The organism is Pseudoalteromonas sp. c7(2019) (assembly GCF_011378625.1).
In the GTDB taxonomy this organism is placed as follows: domain Bacteria; phylum Pseudomonadota; class Gammaproteobacteria; order Enterobacterales; family Alteromonadaceae; genus Pseudoalteromonas; species Pseudoalteromonas arctica.
Window position 1 is genome coordinate 63,786 of sequence record NZ_WTKS01000014.1, and the last position, 15,229, is coordinate 79,014.

Consider the following 15,229-nt stretch of genomic DNA (forward strand, 5'->3'; position numbering starts at 1 on the left):
TATTATTGCGGTAGGGAAATAGCTCTATAACAAGGAAAAAATTACGCAGTATAGTTGCTTTATATAAGTAATTTTTAACGCAGTTAGAGAGTTATTTAACTCGCTAGAATGAGCATGTTTTCAATAAAATTGATATTACACCTATCCTGCTATTAAGCAGACATAGGAGGGCGGTAGAGTGAACGAGGTATATTAATTTGTGTAGTAAATACACGTACATTTACTTTTTCAGATTCAAGTAAAGTAACGCTAAATAAAGTATCAACATTAAGCATTGAGTTAGCAGCGCAGCCACTCATAGGGCATTTACAGTCATTTTGTGGCGTACTTTCGTCGTCGCAACAATCCATCTGCATCATATTTTCAGACATGCTAACGACAGCTGTTGCATCACTACTTTGTGTCATTGGCATTTGGGCATGCGTTGCTGTCTTAGTTGGCATATGTGGCATTTCGCATACCATAGCTACAGACGCAACTGCCTGACCCACAAAAGTGAGCAGTAAAGTTATCATGAGTAAACTAGAGTAAAAACGTTGCAACATTATGCCTTTTAATAAACTTTAAAATGATTGTAAGGTAACCTAACGGCAACCACAAATACTTTAATTATGTAGACTGCGGTTTAGCAGGTGTTTTAATTAAGTTACTCGCGATAATTGCAAATATACAATATGCGCTAAAATACCAAAACCCTTCACCAAATTGTGCATTCATAACAAGTAGCTCGCCACTTTTACCATGGGCGTTACCTGCTAAGTAAGTCACTATTAATGCAATAACAAATACATCAACCATGCTCCACTTACTTAATGCACAAATAACCAGACCGAGCTTTTGCTTAAACCCATTCAAAGGTAGGCAACAATAAAGCAATTGTAATAGCAGCTTTAAGCTTGGAATAACAATAGAAAACAACCCCACTAAAGCGGCTACAAATAAATTATTATTGCTAGCAAGCTCTTTAACTGTGCCTAAAATACTTTGTGTTTTGTTATAGGCGCTAATCTCACCTTCTAACTTATCAAGCCCTAGCATGTTCGAGAACATCATTAGCATACTGCGAGTTCGACCATCGCCCTCTTCAGCCAGCATTTCAATACCCGCTTGCGCTAGTTTTGATTTATCTATGTTGCCCTCTATTGTTAATACTGGTTTTGTAATACCAGGAAACAATAAACAAAGAGCAACCACTACACTTATAACCGACAACCAATTACGCATATTTATTCTGCTATTGCCTCAATAATATCGTCACTGTATAAAACAGCATCCAGTAAAAAATTAAATATATCGCCAATGTGTAGCTCTGAGTTTATGTTGGCCAAATGGACCATAGCTTCATCTACATTATCTAATTCAAATTCTTTTATAAGCGATAAACAGTTTCCTAAAATGCCGCTCTCTAATAGTAACGCATCAGATATAGCTGCATCTAAGGTAAACTCTTTAACTATGTCTTTTAAATCAGCATCTAAAATAGCATCAAGCACCGAGAACAAACCCACTAGATACCCTTGCTCGGTCAGCTCTTTATTATTTTGCTCTAAAATAAGCGACATAAATTGAGCCCGCGTTAAAGCAAGCTTAGTTAATTCGGTTGGTTTTTCGACCCCCAACTCACTAATTGCTAATACACGAACAAATTGCCTTATTGTATCTTCACCTAAATAAATAACCGCTTGTGAAATAGAAGTAATAACTAAATTTGCTTTTCCTGAACGCGCGTTAGCCAGCTTTAAAACCCTGGCTGTTATGGCTACATCTCTGGCCACTCGTTGATGAACTTCTTTAAAGCAAAGTTTTTGTTTTGCTGTAAAACGCAATAGATCAAAAACAGTTAACTTTGAAGGCTCTACACCTTTATACGTAATCATTTCTGGGCGAGAGAAAAAGAACCCCTGAAATAAATCACAGCCTGCCAATTTTAATATATTAAATTGTTCATGCGTCTCTATTCGTTCAACAATTATTTTTGCATGTGGATTTGCGCGTTTTATTTTTTTAATGCGCATATTGGTTTTAATAACCGGATCATCTATCTCAATTTTTATGTAATCAACATGTGCTAATAGTGGCTCCCATTTTGGATCGCCATCGTAATCATCAAGTGCAAAAACATACCCTTCTTTTTTAAGTTCTTGCACACGCTCAGCAACCGCAGGAATATTACCCGTGCGCTCTACTATTTCAATAACACTATTTTCTGGCAATAAAAGTTTGGGAAAGTTATCGAGAATAGTTTCTGATGACAAGTTTATAAAAGCTAAATGATGCGCGGTAAGTCTATCTAAACCTACCAACATTAATGCATTAAAAAACAGGCGGCTTGTCGCATGCACATCAGAAGTGCCCACAGGAAACGCATTGTTGGCTGAGTCTCGATAAAGCAGTTCGTAAGAGAAAACATTCTGCTCTATATCAAAAATAGGTTGCCGCGCGACAAACTGAGTTATTTTTTGTACCTCATCAGGTATGTTATTTAATTTCACTTGGCTCTAAACCTATAAATAAGAGATGGCAAAACAGCCAATAATATGTGTACTTTAATGCAACTCGCATAAGATAAACATAGTCGTCATTGCAAAAATGTTAAAATTACATAACACTAATATAAAAATATTAATATAAAAGGTGGAGATTTGGCTAACTTTATTCGGTTATTAGTACTGAGCCCTCTGCTATTTGTATTTTTTAGCTATGCCAGCATTAACCCTACTCCTCTCAAATACAATGTTAGCGCGTCAGGTAGTCATTATCCATATTATACAAATGATCCAGAAAAGCCTGGTGTATTACCCGAAATTATTGAAAAAGCACTCGATGATGCAAATATTGCAGCTTCTCATATCGACCTACCCACAAAGCGTATTACCAAATATTTACAAGATGAAATAATCGATTTTGATGTTATTTCATTAGAATGGCTTCCAAAGGATGAGAGAAATGACTCTCGTTATGTTTTTTCAGAGCCCCTTATTTATGCCACAGAAATGATTGTTACCTTGCCTCAAAATGCCCAGAACTGGCAAAACGCTGATAGCTTAAAGGGCAAAAATATAGGAACAGTACTAGGTTACTATTACTTTAATGACAACACCTTTGAGCGTGTTGACTTTCCATCCGAGAAAGAACTTATGACCGCTCTATCAAGAAACCGTGTAGAAGCAGCACTAATAGGTAAGTTAACTGCGCTCTATTGGGCAAAGCAGTTAGGGATAAACATTGCCTTTGGCGCACAGCATTCCCATGGTTTTTTAAGAATTCGTTTATTGAGCAAACATAAAGGGTTATTGCCCCAAATAAACCTAGCAATTAAAAACCTTCACGCTCAAGGATATATAAAAAGTATTGAAGATAAGTATATGAGTAATATACCCACACAAAATTAAGGGACTAATGGCGCAGAGCTCGTGTTTTGGAGTACAATAGCAGCAAATGTTAACTCGACCAGAATCAGAAAGAGCCCCATGAGTATTGAAAAAGCCTTAATCGAACGTAGTAATAATCAATGTGAATTGTGTGCAGCCACCGAGAACTTATCTGTTTATGAAGTACCACCGGTAACTGAAACCCACTCAGATAAATGTATTTACACGTGTCAAACATGTAAAGATCAAATCGAGAATAACAGCGAAATAACGCCTACACATTGGCACTGTTTAAACGATAGCATGTGGAGCCAAACTCCTGCAGTACAAGTTGTAGCTTACAGAATGCTTTCGCGTTTAGCGCCTGATAATGGCTGGGCACAAGATGCGCTAGACATGATTTACCTTGAAGAAGACACGCTAACCTGGGCTAAAAAAGCACTTGCCGAAGATGACGATTTAAAGCATGTAGATAGCAACGGTGTAGTACTTCAAGCAGGCGATACTGTTACCCTAATTAAAGACTTAGACGTTAAAGGCAGTAGCCTTACCGCTAAACGTGGAACAGCTGTTCGTAATATTGGCCTAACCAGCAACCCTGAACATATTGAAGGGCGAGTTGACGGCCAGCGCATTGTTATTTTAACTAAGTTTGTTAAAAAATAATCGTTTGTTTTTAATTATTAAAGGCGCTAATGCGCCTTTTTTTATGTTTAAAATAAGTTAAGGAATGATTAAGTAACTAGGTAATACACTAAGGACATAATATTGAGTAAGGATAACCAACATGGAAAAGCATCAAGCAGTATCTTCGCGTAAAAAGGCAGTTGCAGGGATTGGCTTATTGGCGCTTAGCGCTTTTGCAGTAACTGGCTGCGGTGAGCAAACTAAATCGACTGAAAACACAGAAATTGCAGAAGCAATAACCAGCCTAACTATCCAAGCTAGCTACAAAGATCGCAGTATGCTTCGCCCTGGCTCGCAATTAATAGTTACGCTTTCCAATGTATCTAAAATGGATGTAAAAGCCGATATAATCACACAAGAAGTGATTGATGTTACCCAAGCCCCGCCATTTACCGTTGAGCTAATTTATGATGCCAGCAAAATTAGCGATAAACATCGCTATAGCCTAAGCGCCAGAATTATAAATAAAGACAAAGTGCTTTACACAAGTACAACAAATCATGACCCGTTTGCAGAATCACAGTTAACTACCCCCTATAAAATTGAGCTTTCAAAAGTGTCGACTCAAAAACCCGATGTAACACTCACAAATACTTACTGGAAAGCAATAACAATAAATGCTCAAACTGTGAATGTTACAACTAAAGAACCGTTCATTCAGTTCAATAAAGACCACCGTGTTAATGGCTTTTTAGGCTGTAATAATTTTAGCGGAAGCTATAGTACCGAGCAGCAAACAATTACACTTAGTCAGCTAGCAAGTACAAAAAAGATGTGCTCGGATAATATGAGCCAAGAAGCGGCTATGTCTGACGTACTTAGCAAAACTTCAAAGTGGGAAATAACAGGTGAATCACTAAAACTTAAAAACAGTCGCGGTAATACGCTTGCTACTTTTAGTGCGGTTTATTTTAATTAATATTTAGCTCCCTTATATATATTACCTAACACATTCGTATTGATTTTAAATAAAATGCCCAGCAAAGCTGGGCATTTTATTATTCGTTATAAGCGCTATTTAAAGTTACTCATCAACGAGTTGTTCACTTCTGTAAAAACCACTTGGCTCACTTAACAAACTAACAAGTTCAGGCATTATTGCATCCATTGTTTGCTTTAGCTTCCATGGAGGATTAATTACAATCATGCCCGATGCTGTCATACCGTGTACATCAGTATCGGCTTCAGTGCCTAATTCAAATAACTGAATGTTGCGCATTCCTGAATCAATTAAGCCCTGCTCCATATTATCAATGCGTTCTCTATCTACAACCGGATACCAAATCATGTAAGTACCTGTAGCAAAACGCTGATGAGCTTTAACTAAGGTTTTTACAACCGTTTCGTAGTCATCTTTAATTTCGTATGGAGGATCAATTAACACACACGCTCTGCGAGATGCTGGTGGTAATAAACCAACTAAACCTGCAAAACCATCCTCTCCACGTACACGAATAGATCGCTTACCTTGCATGTTTTCTTCAAGTAATAATAAATCGCGCGGGTGCAGTTCAAAAAACCAACCCTTATCTTGGCGGCGTAAGTAGTGCTCTGCAATTTTTGGTGAACCTGGATAAAACGCAAGTTCGTCAGTGTCGTTAAATGACTTAATTAATTCAATGTATTCATTAAGCTCAGCATGCTCACTTTTATGATGCCAAAGTTTTTCAATACCATCTTGATACTCTTGCGTTTTTTGCGCATCGGCAGCTGCAAGTTCAAAAAAGCCAGCACCTGAATGTGTGTCTATATAATCAAGCGGTTTATCTTTAATTGTTTGATAATTTAGCACTTGTGCCAGTACTAAGTGTTTAAGTACATCGGCAGGATTACCCGCATGAAATGAGTGTCTGTAACTAAGCATTATTTATTTTCGCCATACGCAATTTAATATCGTAAGTGAACCATAAGCACTAGGCTTTGGCAACTTACACCAAGATAAGAGAGTGTTTAAGTGAACCATTTCTGAATGAAAAAGCCCATATGCTGAATTATCCCTTAACGCAAAAGAAAAATCAGCTAAAACCACCGTAAATGCTGGCAAATCAACACACTTTGCTTTACATTTGCATGACATTAATTACAGTTATATGAGCGCCTTTATGAATAACACTACTCTTCAACAACTCGAACAACTGATCGATTCTTTAATCGAACGTAATAACCAATTACAAACAGATGTTGTTACTTTAAAAGAACAGAACACTAAACTAAGCGATGACAACGAATTGCTACAACTTGAAGCTTTAGAAAATGAAGAAAAGCAAAAAGATGCCAGCACTACTTTATCTGGTCTTCTTGATAAGTTACAAAGCGCACAACAGGCTAGCTAATGTCTGAGCTGCAAAACCAGCGGGTCACTGTTGAGTTGCTAGGTAAAGAGCAGCAATTTGCTTGCCCTGAAGGGCAGGAAGATGCATTAATAGCAGCAGCTAAAAATCTAAATGACTTAGTTGAGCAAATGAAGCAACGCTCAACCGTTAGAAACGATCAAAAAGCCCTACTAATGGCAGCATTAAACTTAAGCCACGAATTGCTAGAAGCAAAAACACAGGCTACAGTTGAGCAACAGCATCAAGACCAAATGATTGATAAACTCAGTCAGCATTTGGCAAATGACCCCAAACACCAAAAATAAAAAGCGCATACTGCGCTTTTTGTTTATTATTAAAGTAATTAAACATCAGCGTAGAGATAATAAATGAAGTTAAAACTTTCAAACATAGCCTCTTCATGTAAGCACTTACTATTAGCATGCACTTTATTATCAATAGTACCTAACACCTATGCTGCCGTCACTTGGAATACAATAAACCCTCATATTCAGTTTTTAAAGCAACAAGACAAGCTTCGCTTTTACGACTCTAACCAAGTATTAATTGAAGGCGAGAAATGTGCCCTACTTGTTGATACGAGCGCCAATTTTGCTGCAGTTGAACAACTTGCTGAAGATTTAAAGAACCGCCTTAAAACACCCTTATGCTATTTAGTGGCTACCCACTACCATGACGATCACTTGCTGGGCATGGCGGTTATGCAAAATTTTTACCCTGATGCTAAGCTCATTGTTCATCAGCAGGTAAATAAAAATTTTAACCTTTATCAAACAGCATATACCGACAAACTAGACACGTATGAAAAGAGCATTGAGCTGAGCTACCAACGATTAGCGAATGTGCCCAAAGAAGAGCAAGCTAAATGGCGAAATAAGTTAGAGCTTGCAAAAAAACGACTTTTTCGCTGGCAGGAGTATCAGCTTAGCAAACCCGAAATAGTAATTGATAGTCGTAAAGTTATCGACCTTGGTGATTTTGAGGTAACGCTTGAGCCGCAACAAGCCCATACTAACGGCGATTTAACTATTACTACTAATAATGGCAGTGTGCTGATTGGTGGCGATATCGTTGACTGGCTTCCTTACCCTGGACACGGTGAACTTAAAAGTTGGCAAACGTTGCTTAAGCAATATATTAACGACGAAAAGCTCACTATTATTTTACCTGGGCACGGCGGCACATTAACAAAAGAGCAGCTGAAACAGCCTCTATCATTTTTAACAGCCATAATAGAGCACGTTAAAAACAATAAAGATCAAAGTATTGAGCAGTTAATGCTATCGTTTCCTGAATCAGTTATTGAGCCTTATAAACAAGAAGCGCTTAATATAAAATCGAGCAACTTCTTTTTACAAGCTGGCCTAAATCGCGCAAAAAGCGCAGAATAACTCAACACAACGGATTGTGTTAAAATAATAAAAGGAATTTACAAAAGTGATCACTATGCGCAGTTTGGTTTTATGTTGTTTGGGTATTTTGTTATTTGGTTGTCAATCAACGGAGCAAGAACCACAAGAAGCTCCACAAATATTTACTCATTTTGAGCCTGACTATACTTATGATATTGATGATGAAGTAGCTCAAACGCCCCAAGTTAGTGAGCACGTTACGCCACTTCAATTCAAAAAAACAATCGTAAAAAAGCGCCCACCAAAAACCACCGATCTGTGGGTGCATATAGCCAACAATCTACACTTTACGGTTTATCAAAATCGCGCGTTAAAAAAGCGTATCAGCTGGTACGCAAAGCAACCTAACTACTTACAAACTGTGAGTAAACGCGCAGCGCCTTACCTGTATCATATCGTAAAAAAAATTGAGCAAAAGCAACTACCTATGGAGCTCGCTTTACTACCATTTGTAGAAAGCGATTTTAGACCAACGATAGCCTCATCACAGCAAGCTGTTGGTGTTTGGCAGTTAGTTGGCGCAACGGCGCATCACTTTGGTGTTAAATCAGACCAATGGTATGACGGGCGCCAAGACGTACTTGCTTCAACCGATGCTGCACTTGATTACTTAAGCTACTTACATAAACGCTTTGATGGTAATTGGCTACATGCTTTGGCCGCTTATAACAGCGGTGAGGGCCGCGTTAAACGAGCAATCGAAAAAAACAAAAAACGCGGTAAAAGCACCGATTACTGGTCACTCAGTCTGCCAAAAGAAACCGCCGACTACGTACCCAAGTTACTCGCTTTAAGCTATTTAGTTAAGCACCCACAAAAGGGCATAAAACGCCCAAAGCTTGCATATAAGCCATTTACAACACAGATGAATATAGGCCAGCAGTTCGATTTTTCGGTTATAGCTAAGCTCTCTGGTATAGGCTCAAAGCAGTTACACGCGATTAATCAGGGATATTTAAAAAATCAAAGCTCACCTAACGGGCCGCATACTTTACTGCTTCCTATAGGACAAGAGGCTTTATTAAAAAGTCAGTTTTTTAAATCAAACTTTGCTGGAGAGTACATCGTTAAACAAAACGACACGCTTTACGGTATTGCTAGACGTTTTAGTATGTCGGTAAAAGCTTTAAAACAACTTAATAACAAAAATAATAATTTAATAGGCGTTGGAGAAAAGTTATTAGTTGGACAACCTAAAACCCTGCCAAGCACATTAACAGTTGATTACAAAATTAGCCCTTATTTAGAACACCAAGAGATTGCGATTCCCACCATTGAAATAGATTACGAAGTTAAGTCGGGCGATAGCCTTTGGAGTATAAGTCAGCTTTACGATGTACCTCATAGCGACTTGGCAAAATGGAACAAACTCTCTGCATCTAGCATTTTAAAGCCTGGTACTCAATTAGTGCTGTTTATACCACAGGCTGAAAAGCAAAAAGCAGCCCCAACAAAAAAAGATTTTCTGCTAAATTTACAAAAAACACTAAATCAGCCACGTTAAGTTTATAAACAAGTATATTTCGCGTAAAATTGCGCCCTAACATAGTTATTATTTGAAGAGACAAGCATGCAAATTAGCAAAAATTCAGCAGTTGAATTTCATTACACCCTTAGCGAAGCGGGCGAGCAAATTGAAAGTAGCACAAACGAAGCGCCACTTACTTACATTCATGGCAGTGAAGGCATGCTTCCTGGTTTAGAAAAAGCACTTGAAGGCAAAGAAGCTGGCGAAAAATTTAGTGTAACTCTAGAGCCAAGTGAATCATACGGCGAGCGTGTTGATGACTTAATTCAACGTATTCCGCTTAAGCACCTACAAGGCGACGTTAAAGTATGGAAACCAGGTATGACAGCAATGGTTAGCTCTAACCAAGGTCGTCATCAGGTTACTATTGTTAAGGTTGGTCGTTTTAACGCAGATTGTGATTTAAACCACCCATTTGCTGGTAAAACGCTAACGTTTGACGTTGAAGTTATATCGGTACGTGAAGCAACAAGTGAAGAAGTTTCTCACGGACACGTGCACGCTGAAGGCGGCTGTGGTCACTCTCACTAGTTAGCAATAAAGGAAGTAAGTATGTCTAAAGTTGCAGTCGTTACAGGTGGTACAAAAGGTATTGGCTTAGCCGTAGTAAAGCGTTTGCTAAACAATGGCTATGAAGTACATAATCTTGATATAGAGCTGAGCGAAATCGGTATATTTCATCAGTGTGATGTAAGTGATGTATCGGCGGTACAAAGCTGTATCAACGCTATCTGTGAACAAAGCAAACGTATTGATGTACTTGTTTCTAATGCTGGAAAACACTTAAGCGCAAATATAGAAAGCACTGACGAGCAAACTCTCGATGCACTTTTTGCGCTTAATGTTAAAGGCGCTTATGCCGCAATACAAAGCGTATTGCCAAGCATGAAAGCGCAAAATGGCGGCGCTATTATATTAGTCGCTTCGGATCAGGCAATTATAGGTAAGCAAAACTCTTTTGCGTATAACCTAACAAAACATGCCCTTGCCTCAATGGCTAAAACAACAGCGCTTGATTACGCGGGTTTTAATATTAGAGCAAATGCGGTATGCCCTGGCACAATAGAAACCCCGCTATTTCATAACGCGATAGATGCGTACTGCGCAAAAAGTGGCGCAAACAAAGCTGAAATAGTTGCCGAGGAAGCAAGTCTTCAACCGCTTAACCGATTAGGTCAAGCCGATGAGGTTGCTGCCCTTGTGAGCTTTTTAGCAAGCGACGATGCCAGCTTTATTACTGGCAGCCTACAAAGCATTGACGGTGGCTACACTGCCCAATGAGTAATGTGCAATGAGCCTAAAAATTATTGACCCACACGTACACTTTTTTAATTTAGTAGAAGGTCAATACTCATGGTTACAAGGCGCTAACCCACCAGCGTGGCCAAATTTAGAAAAAATAAAACAGCCAGTAAGTGCACAGCAACTTGTTAAAAGTACTGACTTTGAGCTAGTAGGGCTTGTTCATATAGAAGCAGGGTTTGATAACACCTCCCCTATTAACGAGCTAAACTGGCTAGACTCGCATTTAAAAAGCCTTTCATTTAAGGCTATTAGTTACACCCAAATTGACTCATCGGCTGATCAGTTTATAAACTCGTTGGAAGCTTTAGCTCATCTGAGTTTGTGTGGCATTAGAGATATAACCGAAGGCACTGACGCAAAGCGTTTATTAGATGCTAATAGCTTTAAAAACCTAACAACGTTATCAGATACCCAACTGCATTTTGAAGCTCAGTTTGATATTGAAAATAGCGAAATAACCAAACAAATAGCTTACTACGCTAAGCAGCTACCGCAGCTTCAAATTATAATTAATCATGCAGGACTGCCAAGTAATTTAAATGATTGGCGACAAGGTGCTGAGTTACTTGCTCAGCATGACAACATAGCAATTAAATTCTCTGGTTTTGAATTACTACAACTCACCAGCGAGCAACAAGCAGCGTGTTTTAGTTTTCTTTTTAATCACTTTGGCCAGCAGCGTATTATGTTTGCTAGCAACTTCCCTGTGTGCCAAATAAATACAAGCTACAACAATCTATGGCACTGCCATAAGGCGTTATGCTCAAACGATAAGACATGGCATGACCTTAGCTATGCAAACGCTAAGCACTACTACCAAGTGTAAGTAAAACTAGTTATATTAAACTCTCTTTTTATGATAATACGGCCAATTTATGAAAATGTACTTTTTACTAATCGTTGTATTTTCAGCGCTTCTTCTCAATGGCTGCATATCTCAAAATCCAGACCCGACACCTAAGCTGCAACATGCTCTACTGGCAAAGCCAAATAAAACAGCGGTTAGCAAAGCAATTAAAACACTTGTACATATGCAAGAGACTCAATTAGCTGATGATGTATTTACTACCAGCAGCACAGTAACCCTTAGCAATGTAGATGGTAATAATATTATCGACACGCAAAGTCGCAATACACCCGATCAGTTTGAATTGATGATTAAAGGCAAGCAATGCTACATACGCCATCTCGATAGCAAAGCAACTATTGAACTTAAAGACGTAGAATGTAAAATCAACGAGTTATAACAAGCTTTACCTCCCCCCAAAAAAGTAAAAGCCGGTAAGTGACTAATCACTTACCGGCTTTTTAATGCATAACCTAAAGTTAGGTTAAAAGGCTATTATTTTATTTCTACGCGTTGAGAACGCATAACAATCTCATCGTTTAATTCAATACCTAACCCAGGCTCTTCTGACACTTCAAAGAAACCATTTTTAGGTTGTGGGTCTTGTAAACATAACTCGCGGTTCCACTTTTTAATCGCATAAGTATGGTGCTCATGAATCAAAAAATTAGGGATAGCCGTTTCTAAGTGCAGTGATGCTGCTGTTGCAACAGGCCCGCCACATACGTGAGCTTGAATACGCACATCAAAAATATCAGCGTAATCACACACTTTTTTGGTTTCGGTAAAACCACCACATAAACCAATATCAGGTTGTAGAACATCAATACTTTGATCTTCTAAGTACGGGCGCACACCCCAGCGATTATACAAACGTTCACCACCAGCAATTGGCACATTAACTTTATCTGCTACTTTTGCATGTAATGAATGGTTTAAATAGTTAACTGGCTCTTCAAAGTACATACAGTCAAATTCTTCTGCAATTTCACCCAACTGAATGGCGGTTGTAACACCCGGTAAACTGTGGCATTCGAAAATAATGTCTACTTCGTCGCCTACTGCTTCGCGAATAGCTTGCATACGCGCACGGTATAGCTTCATTTCAGTACGTGAGATTATTTTTGTACGGTCGTAATAAGTATTGCCGTCTTTATCGTACTGAATTGGATCTACTTTTACTGCATCGTAACCTTCGGCCATCGCCTTTAAAGCCGCTTCTGCATATTCTTGCGGCTGTACGAGCGCTTTAAATTCGCTATCCCAGTCGAACTGTAATTGCGAAGCGTAAGTGCGTAGTTTGTCGTTAACTTTACCGCCTAACAATTGATATACAGGTAAACCAAGCGCTTTACCTTTTATATCCCAAAGTGCGGTATCAATTGCGCTCATTGCAGCATATACAACAGGTCCGCCGCCTAAACCCCAAAAGCTCTCACGTAACATACGTGACCATAGTTTTTCTGTTTGAAAAGGGTCGTGGCCGATTAAAAAGGCGTCGGCCATTTCTTTAATCATAGCCGCTGCAGCACTGTGACCTAAATCGTATGCAAGGCCCGCTTCGCCAACACCACTAATACCTTCGTCAGTATGAATACGTACAAACACAGGTGTCCAAGAAGGTCTATCAGGACAGTGAATATCAAATACTTCAACGCGATTTACTTTCATTAAAATTCCTTATTAACCGCTATGGGTTATTTTGCAAAACTAGGGTCAAGTCGATACGCTTTACGTAACATCGCAGGCCACGCAAGTTGCCCGCCAGTGCTGCCACTGTGTACTACGTTTGCTTGATTATAAATATTGTCGATTATAGGTTGCGGTACTTCAATCACCTCTTGCGAGCTTGATTGTAGCGCCAATTGAATTTCACACGCTCGCTGTAAATCATAAAAGCGCATAAACGCATCGCCTACCGTTGGCCCTACTGTTAAGCCACCATGATTTACCAATAACATATGGTTAGTACTGCCCAAATCATCTTGCAGCACTTTTCGCTCGTCGTCGTTTACTGCAAGCCCTTCGTAACCATGATAAGAAAGCGATGGCAGTGAAAACATTGAATATTGGCTAAGCGGTAATAAACCATTTTTTTGTGTAGCTACAGCGATTGTTTCTTTAGTATGAAGGTGAATAACACAATGAGCGTCTTCGCGTACCTCATGAATCGCACTGTGAATAGTAAAACCAGCTGGATTAATACTAAATGGCGTATCGTCAATAATGTTACCGTCTAAGTCGACCTTCACTAAATTAGAGGCAGTTACTTCATCAAAGGTTAAACCAAAGGCATTCACTAAGTAATGATCGGTGCCAGGCAAACGTGCTGATAAATGCGTATAGATCAAATCCCCCCAACGAAAGTGCTCTACCAGTCTGTAACACGCAGCTAAATCAATACGCAGTTGCCACTCTTGTGCCGATACTTTATTTTTTAAATCGAGTTGGGGTAAATCAAACATAATAAGCCTTTTAAAAACGTACATTATTAACCTGTACGAACAGATGTTTAGAAGTCTAAAGCAGTCTCTATTTTATAGCAAACACCAAACAAAACAGCCACACTATTGTGTGGCTGTTTGTAAAACTAAAATACCAATTGTATTAAAATGGTATAACTGCGTAAATTATTTTACGTTAGCTAGGTAATCTGCAATTGCTTCAAACTCTTCATCAGTTACCGTTGCAACCATTGCTTTCATAGCCATGGTCATACCGTTATTACGTGCACCTGACTTAATATCTTTCATTTGCGCTACTAAATAATCTTTGTTTTGACCGTTTAGTTTAGGGTACATACCCATAATTGGTGCTTTACCTTCAGCGCCATGACAAGTTTGACAATTTTTAGCGGTATAAAGTGCAGCGCCATCGGCAGCAGCTGCATTAAACGAGAAGCTTGCGACTAAAGTAATGCCCGCGCCTAATAGTAGTGTTTTCATCTTGCTCATTGTATTTACTCTTCTTTTTTGACGGTTAGAAAAACTGTTCTATTGATTGTAGTAAACAATCAAATAAAAAGCATACGTACGAAACGACGCTAGACGATCAACTTAACCAAAAACCGCTAACTCGTTTCTGTCTCACTTTTATATACTTTAGCAAATAAAAATGAGCTTACCCTTAATGGACTATTACCACACTATATCATCTGGTACTTCAAAGTCTGCGTACGGGTCATCTTCATCTTTTGGTTTGTTTTCTGGCTCTACATGAAAAACAATATACTTTTCGTCAACTTCAGCCACTTTGCGTGCTGGTTCGTCGTCTAATACGTAAAATTGCCCTTCTAGTACACAAATAGCTAAACGACCGCCCGATAACGCTTTTTGCGTTTTCTCGTTCACGTCGATATTTTTTACTTTGTTTTGATAAGTAAAATTAAATGTGCGCTCACCACGAATAGCGTCTTGGTTGTGGTGCTCTAAAATTTGTTTAACACGCGCTTCTTGCTCGCGCTGCTTTAAGCTCACTTGGCGTGTTTGGTTAAGCTCTTCAGCTTTTTTTTGCTGTTCTAGCTTGGTTTGTTGAATATGCTTTTGCAGATCACTTGGGTTGCTAGTAGCCCCTTTCTTTTGCTTTTTTTGTTGCTTACGCTTTTCTGATTTAGCAACTTTAGCATTATGCGATGTTGTTAATCCTGCTTGAAGCAATTGGTCTTGTAATGAACCCATGGCTTTGTTCCACTAAAAACTAATATTATCGCTATTTTAATCACCAACGAGTTCAAATAACAGCGCTAT

Annotated in this window: 19 protein-coding genes; 11 read left to right on the forward strand and 8 right to left on the reverse strand. The window is 38.8% G+C overall.

Features of this window, described 5'->3' with window-relative positions; all coding sequences use genetic code 11:
* Positions 1-152: 152 nt before the first annotated feature.
* From GQR38_RS15270 to GQR38_RS15280, 3 genes are all read right to left on the reverse strand, one after another.
* Complete coding sequence (locus tag GQR38_RS15270; RefSeq protein WP_225913250.1) at positions 153-515, reverse strand: hypothetical protein; 363 nt, start codon at positions 513-515, stop codon at positions 153-155.
* Between the two features lie 94 nt (positions 516-609).
* Positions 610-1,224 carry a paraquat-inducible protein A gene (locus tag GQR38_RS15275; RefSeq protein ID WP_007586454.1) on the reverse strand — a complete coding sequence of 205 codons (615 nt, stop codon included), beginning with the start codon at positions 1,222-1,224 and terminating at the stop codon, positions 610-612.
* A gap of 2 nt (positions 1,225-1,226) precedes the next feature.
* On the reverse strand, positions 1,227-2,492 hold the full coding sequence (locus tag GQR38_RS15280; protein ID WP_165722412.1) for an EAL domain-containing protein: 1,266 nt from the start codon (positions 2,490-2,492) through the stop codon (positions 1,227-1,229).
* Positions 2,493-2,642: 150 nt separating this feature from the next.
* On the opposite strand from GQR38_RS15280, the gene GQR38_RS15285 reads away from it, so the two are divergent.
* The 3 genes from GQR38_RS15285 to GQR38_RS15295 all read left to right on the forward strand — a co-directional run bounded on the left by GQR38_RS15285 (position 2,643) and on the right by GQR38_RS15295 (position 4,977).
* Positions 2,643-3,392 carry a transporter substrate-binding domain-containing protein gene (locus GQR38_RS15285; RefSeq protein ID WP_165722410.1) on the forward strand — a complete coding sequence of 250 codons (750 nt, stop codon included), beginning with the start codon at positions 2,643-2,645 and terminating at the stop codon, positions 3,390-3,392.
* A gap of 78 nt (positions 3,393-3,470) precedes the next feature.
* Positions 3,471-4,037 carry a PhnA domain-containing protein gene (locus tag GQR38_RS15290; RefSeq protein ID WP_007586451.1) on the forward strand — a complete coding sequence of 189 codons (567 nt, stop codon included), beginning with the start codon at positions 3,471-3,473 and terminating at the stop codon, positions 4,035-4,037.
* 121 nt (positions 4,038-4,158) lie between these two features.
* Positions 4,159-4,977, forward strand: a complete 819-nt coding sequence (locus GQR38_RS15295) for an META domain-containing protein (protein WP_101164326.1) — start codon at positions 4,159-4,161, stop codon at positions 4,975-4,977.
* A gap of 105 nt (positions 4,978-5,082) precedes the next feature.
* Here the strand turns inward: GQR38_RS15295 and rlmJ are convergent, their stop codons facing one another.
* Complete coding sequence (gene rlmJ / locus GQR38_RS15300) at positions 5,083-5,922, reverse strand: 23S rRNA (adenine(2030)-N(6))-methyltransferase RlmJ (RefSeq protein WP_007586449.1); 840 nt, start codon at positions 5,920-5,922, stop codon at positions 5,083-5,085.
* 238 nt (positions 5,923-6,160) lie between these two features.
* Here rlmJ and GQR38_RS15305 point away from each other — a divergent pair, with 238 nt between their 5' ends.
* The 8 genes from GQR38_RS15305 (at position 6,161) to GQR38_RS15340 (ending at position 11,883) form a co-directional block, all read left to right on the forward strand.
* Positions 6,161-6,391 carry a hypothetical protein gene (locus GQR38_RS15305; protein WP_007586448.1) on the forward strand — a complete coding sequence of 77 codons (231 nt, stop codon included), beginning with the start codon at positions 6,161-6,163 and terminating at the stop codon, positions 6,389-6,391.
* Positions 6,391-6,696 carry a cell division protein ZapA gene (locus GQR38_RS15310; RefSeq protein ID WP_007586447.1) on the forward strand — a complete coding sequence of 102 codons (306 nt, stop codon included), beginning with the start codon at positions 6,391-6,393 and terminating at the stop codon, positions 6,694-6,696. Before GQR38_RS15305 ends, GQR38_RS15310 begins: the two co-directional genes overlap by 1 nt.
* 63 nt (positions 6,697-6,759) lie before the next feature.
* On the forward strand, positions 6,760-7,782 hold the full coding sequence (locus GQR38_RS15315) for an MBL fold metallo-hydrolase (protein ID WP_165722408.1): 1,023 nt from the start codon (positions 6,760-6,762) through the stop codon (positions 7,780-7,782).
* A 55-nt stretch (positions 7,783-7,837) separates the two neighbouring features.
* Complete coding sequence (locus GQR38_RS15320; RefSeq protein WP_101164327.1) at positions 7,838-9,307, forward strand: LysM peptidoglycan-binding domain-containing protein; 1,470 nt, start codon at positions 7,838-7,840, stop codon at positions 9,305-9,307.
* Positions 9,308-9,373: 66 nt separating this feature from the next.
* On the forward strand, positions 9,374-9,862 hold the full coding sequence (locus GQR38_RS15325) for a peptidylprolyl isomerase (RefSeq protein WP_007586440.1): 489 nt from the start codon (positions 9,374-9,376) through the stop codon (positions 9,860-9,862).
* Between the two features lie 21 nt (positions 9,863-9,883).
* The gene (locus GQR38_RS15330; protein WP_010554366.1) at positions 9,884-10,612 is read left to right on the forward strand and encodes an SDR family oxidoreductase; all 729 of its coding nucleotides are present in this window, start codon (positions 9,884-9,886) and stop codon (positions 10,610-10,612) included.
* 10 nt (positions 10,613-10,622) lie between these two features.
* Positions 10,623-11,462 (forward strand): amidohydrolase family protein, encoded by an 840-nt coding sequence (locus GQR38_RS15335; RefSeq protein WP_165722406.1) that lies wholly within the window; start codon positions 10,623-10,625, stop codon positions 11,460-11,462.
* 49 nt (positions 11,463-11,511) lie between these two features.
* Entirely contained in the window at positions 11,512-11,883 is a 372-nt protein-coding gene (locus tag GQR38_RS15340) for a hypothetical protein (protein ID WP_165722404.1), read from the forward strand.
* Between the two features lie 95 nt (positions 11,884-11,978).
* On the opposite strand, the gene GQR38_RS15345 is transcribed toward GQR38_RS15340, so the two are convergent.
* The 4 genes from GQR38_RS15345 to GQR38_RS15360 form a co-directional block, all read right to left on the reverse strand.
* A complete protein-coding gene (locus tag GQR38_RS15345; protein ID WP_007375956.1) occupies positions 11,979-13,154 on the reverse strand; it encodes a mandelate racemase/muconate lactonizing enzyme family protein in 1,176 nt (391 codons plus the stop codon).
* A 26-nt stretch (positions 13,155-13,180) separates the two neighbouring features.
* Positions 13,181-13,948, reverse strand: a complete 768-nt coding sequence (locus tag GQR38_RS15350) for a class II aldolase/adducin family protein (RefSeq protein WP_121953742.1) — start codon at positions 13,946-13,948, stop codon at positions 13,181-13,183.
* Between the two features lie 165 nt (positions 13,949-14,113).
* On the reverse strand, positions 14,114-14,437 hold the full coding sequence (locus tag GQR38_RS15355) for a c-type cytochrome (protein WP_165722402.1): 324 nt from the start codon (positions 14,435-14,437) through the stop codon (positions 14,114-14,116).
* A 183-nt stretch (positions 14,438-14,620) separates the two neighbouring features.
* On the reverse strand, positions 14,621-15,160 hold the full coding sequence (locus GQR38_RS15360; protein WP_002957867.1) for a DUF2058 domain-containing protein: 540 nt from the start codon (positions 15,158-15,160) through the stop codon (positions 14,621-14,623).
* Between the last annotated feature and the right edge of the window lie 69 nt (positions 15,161-15,229).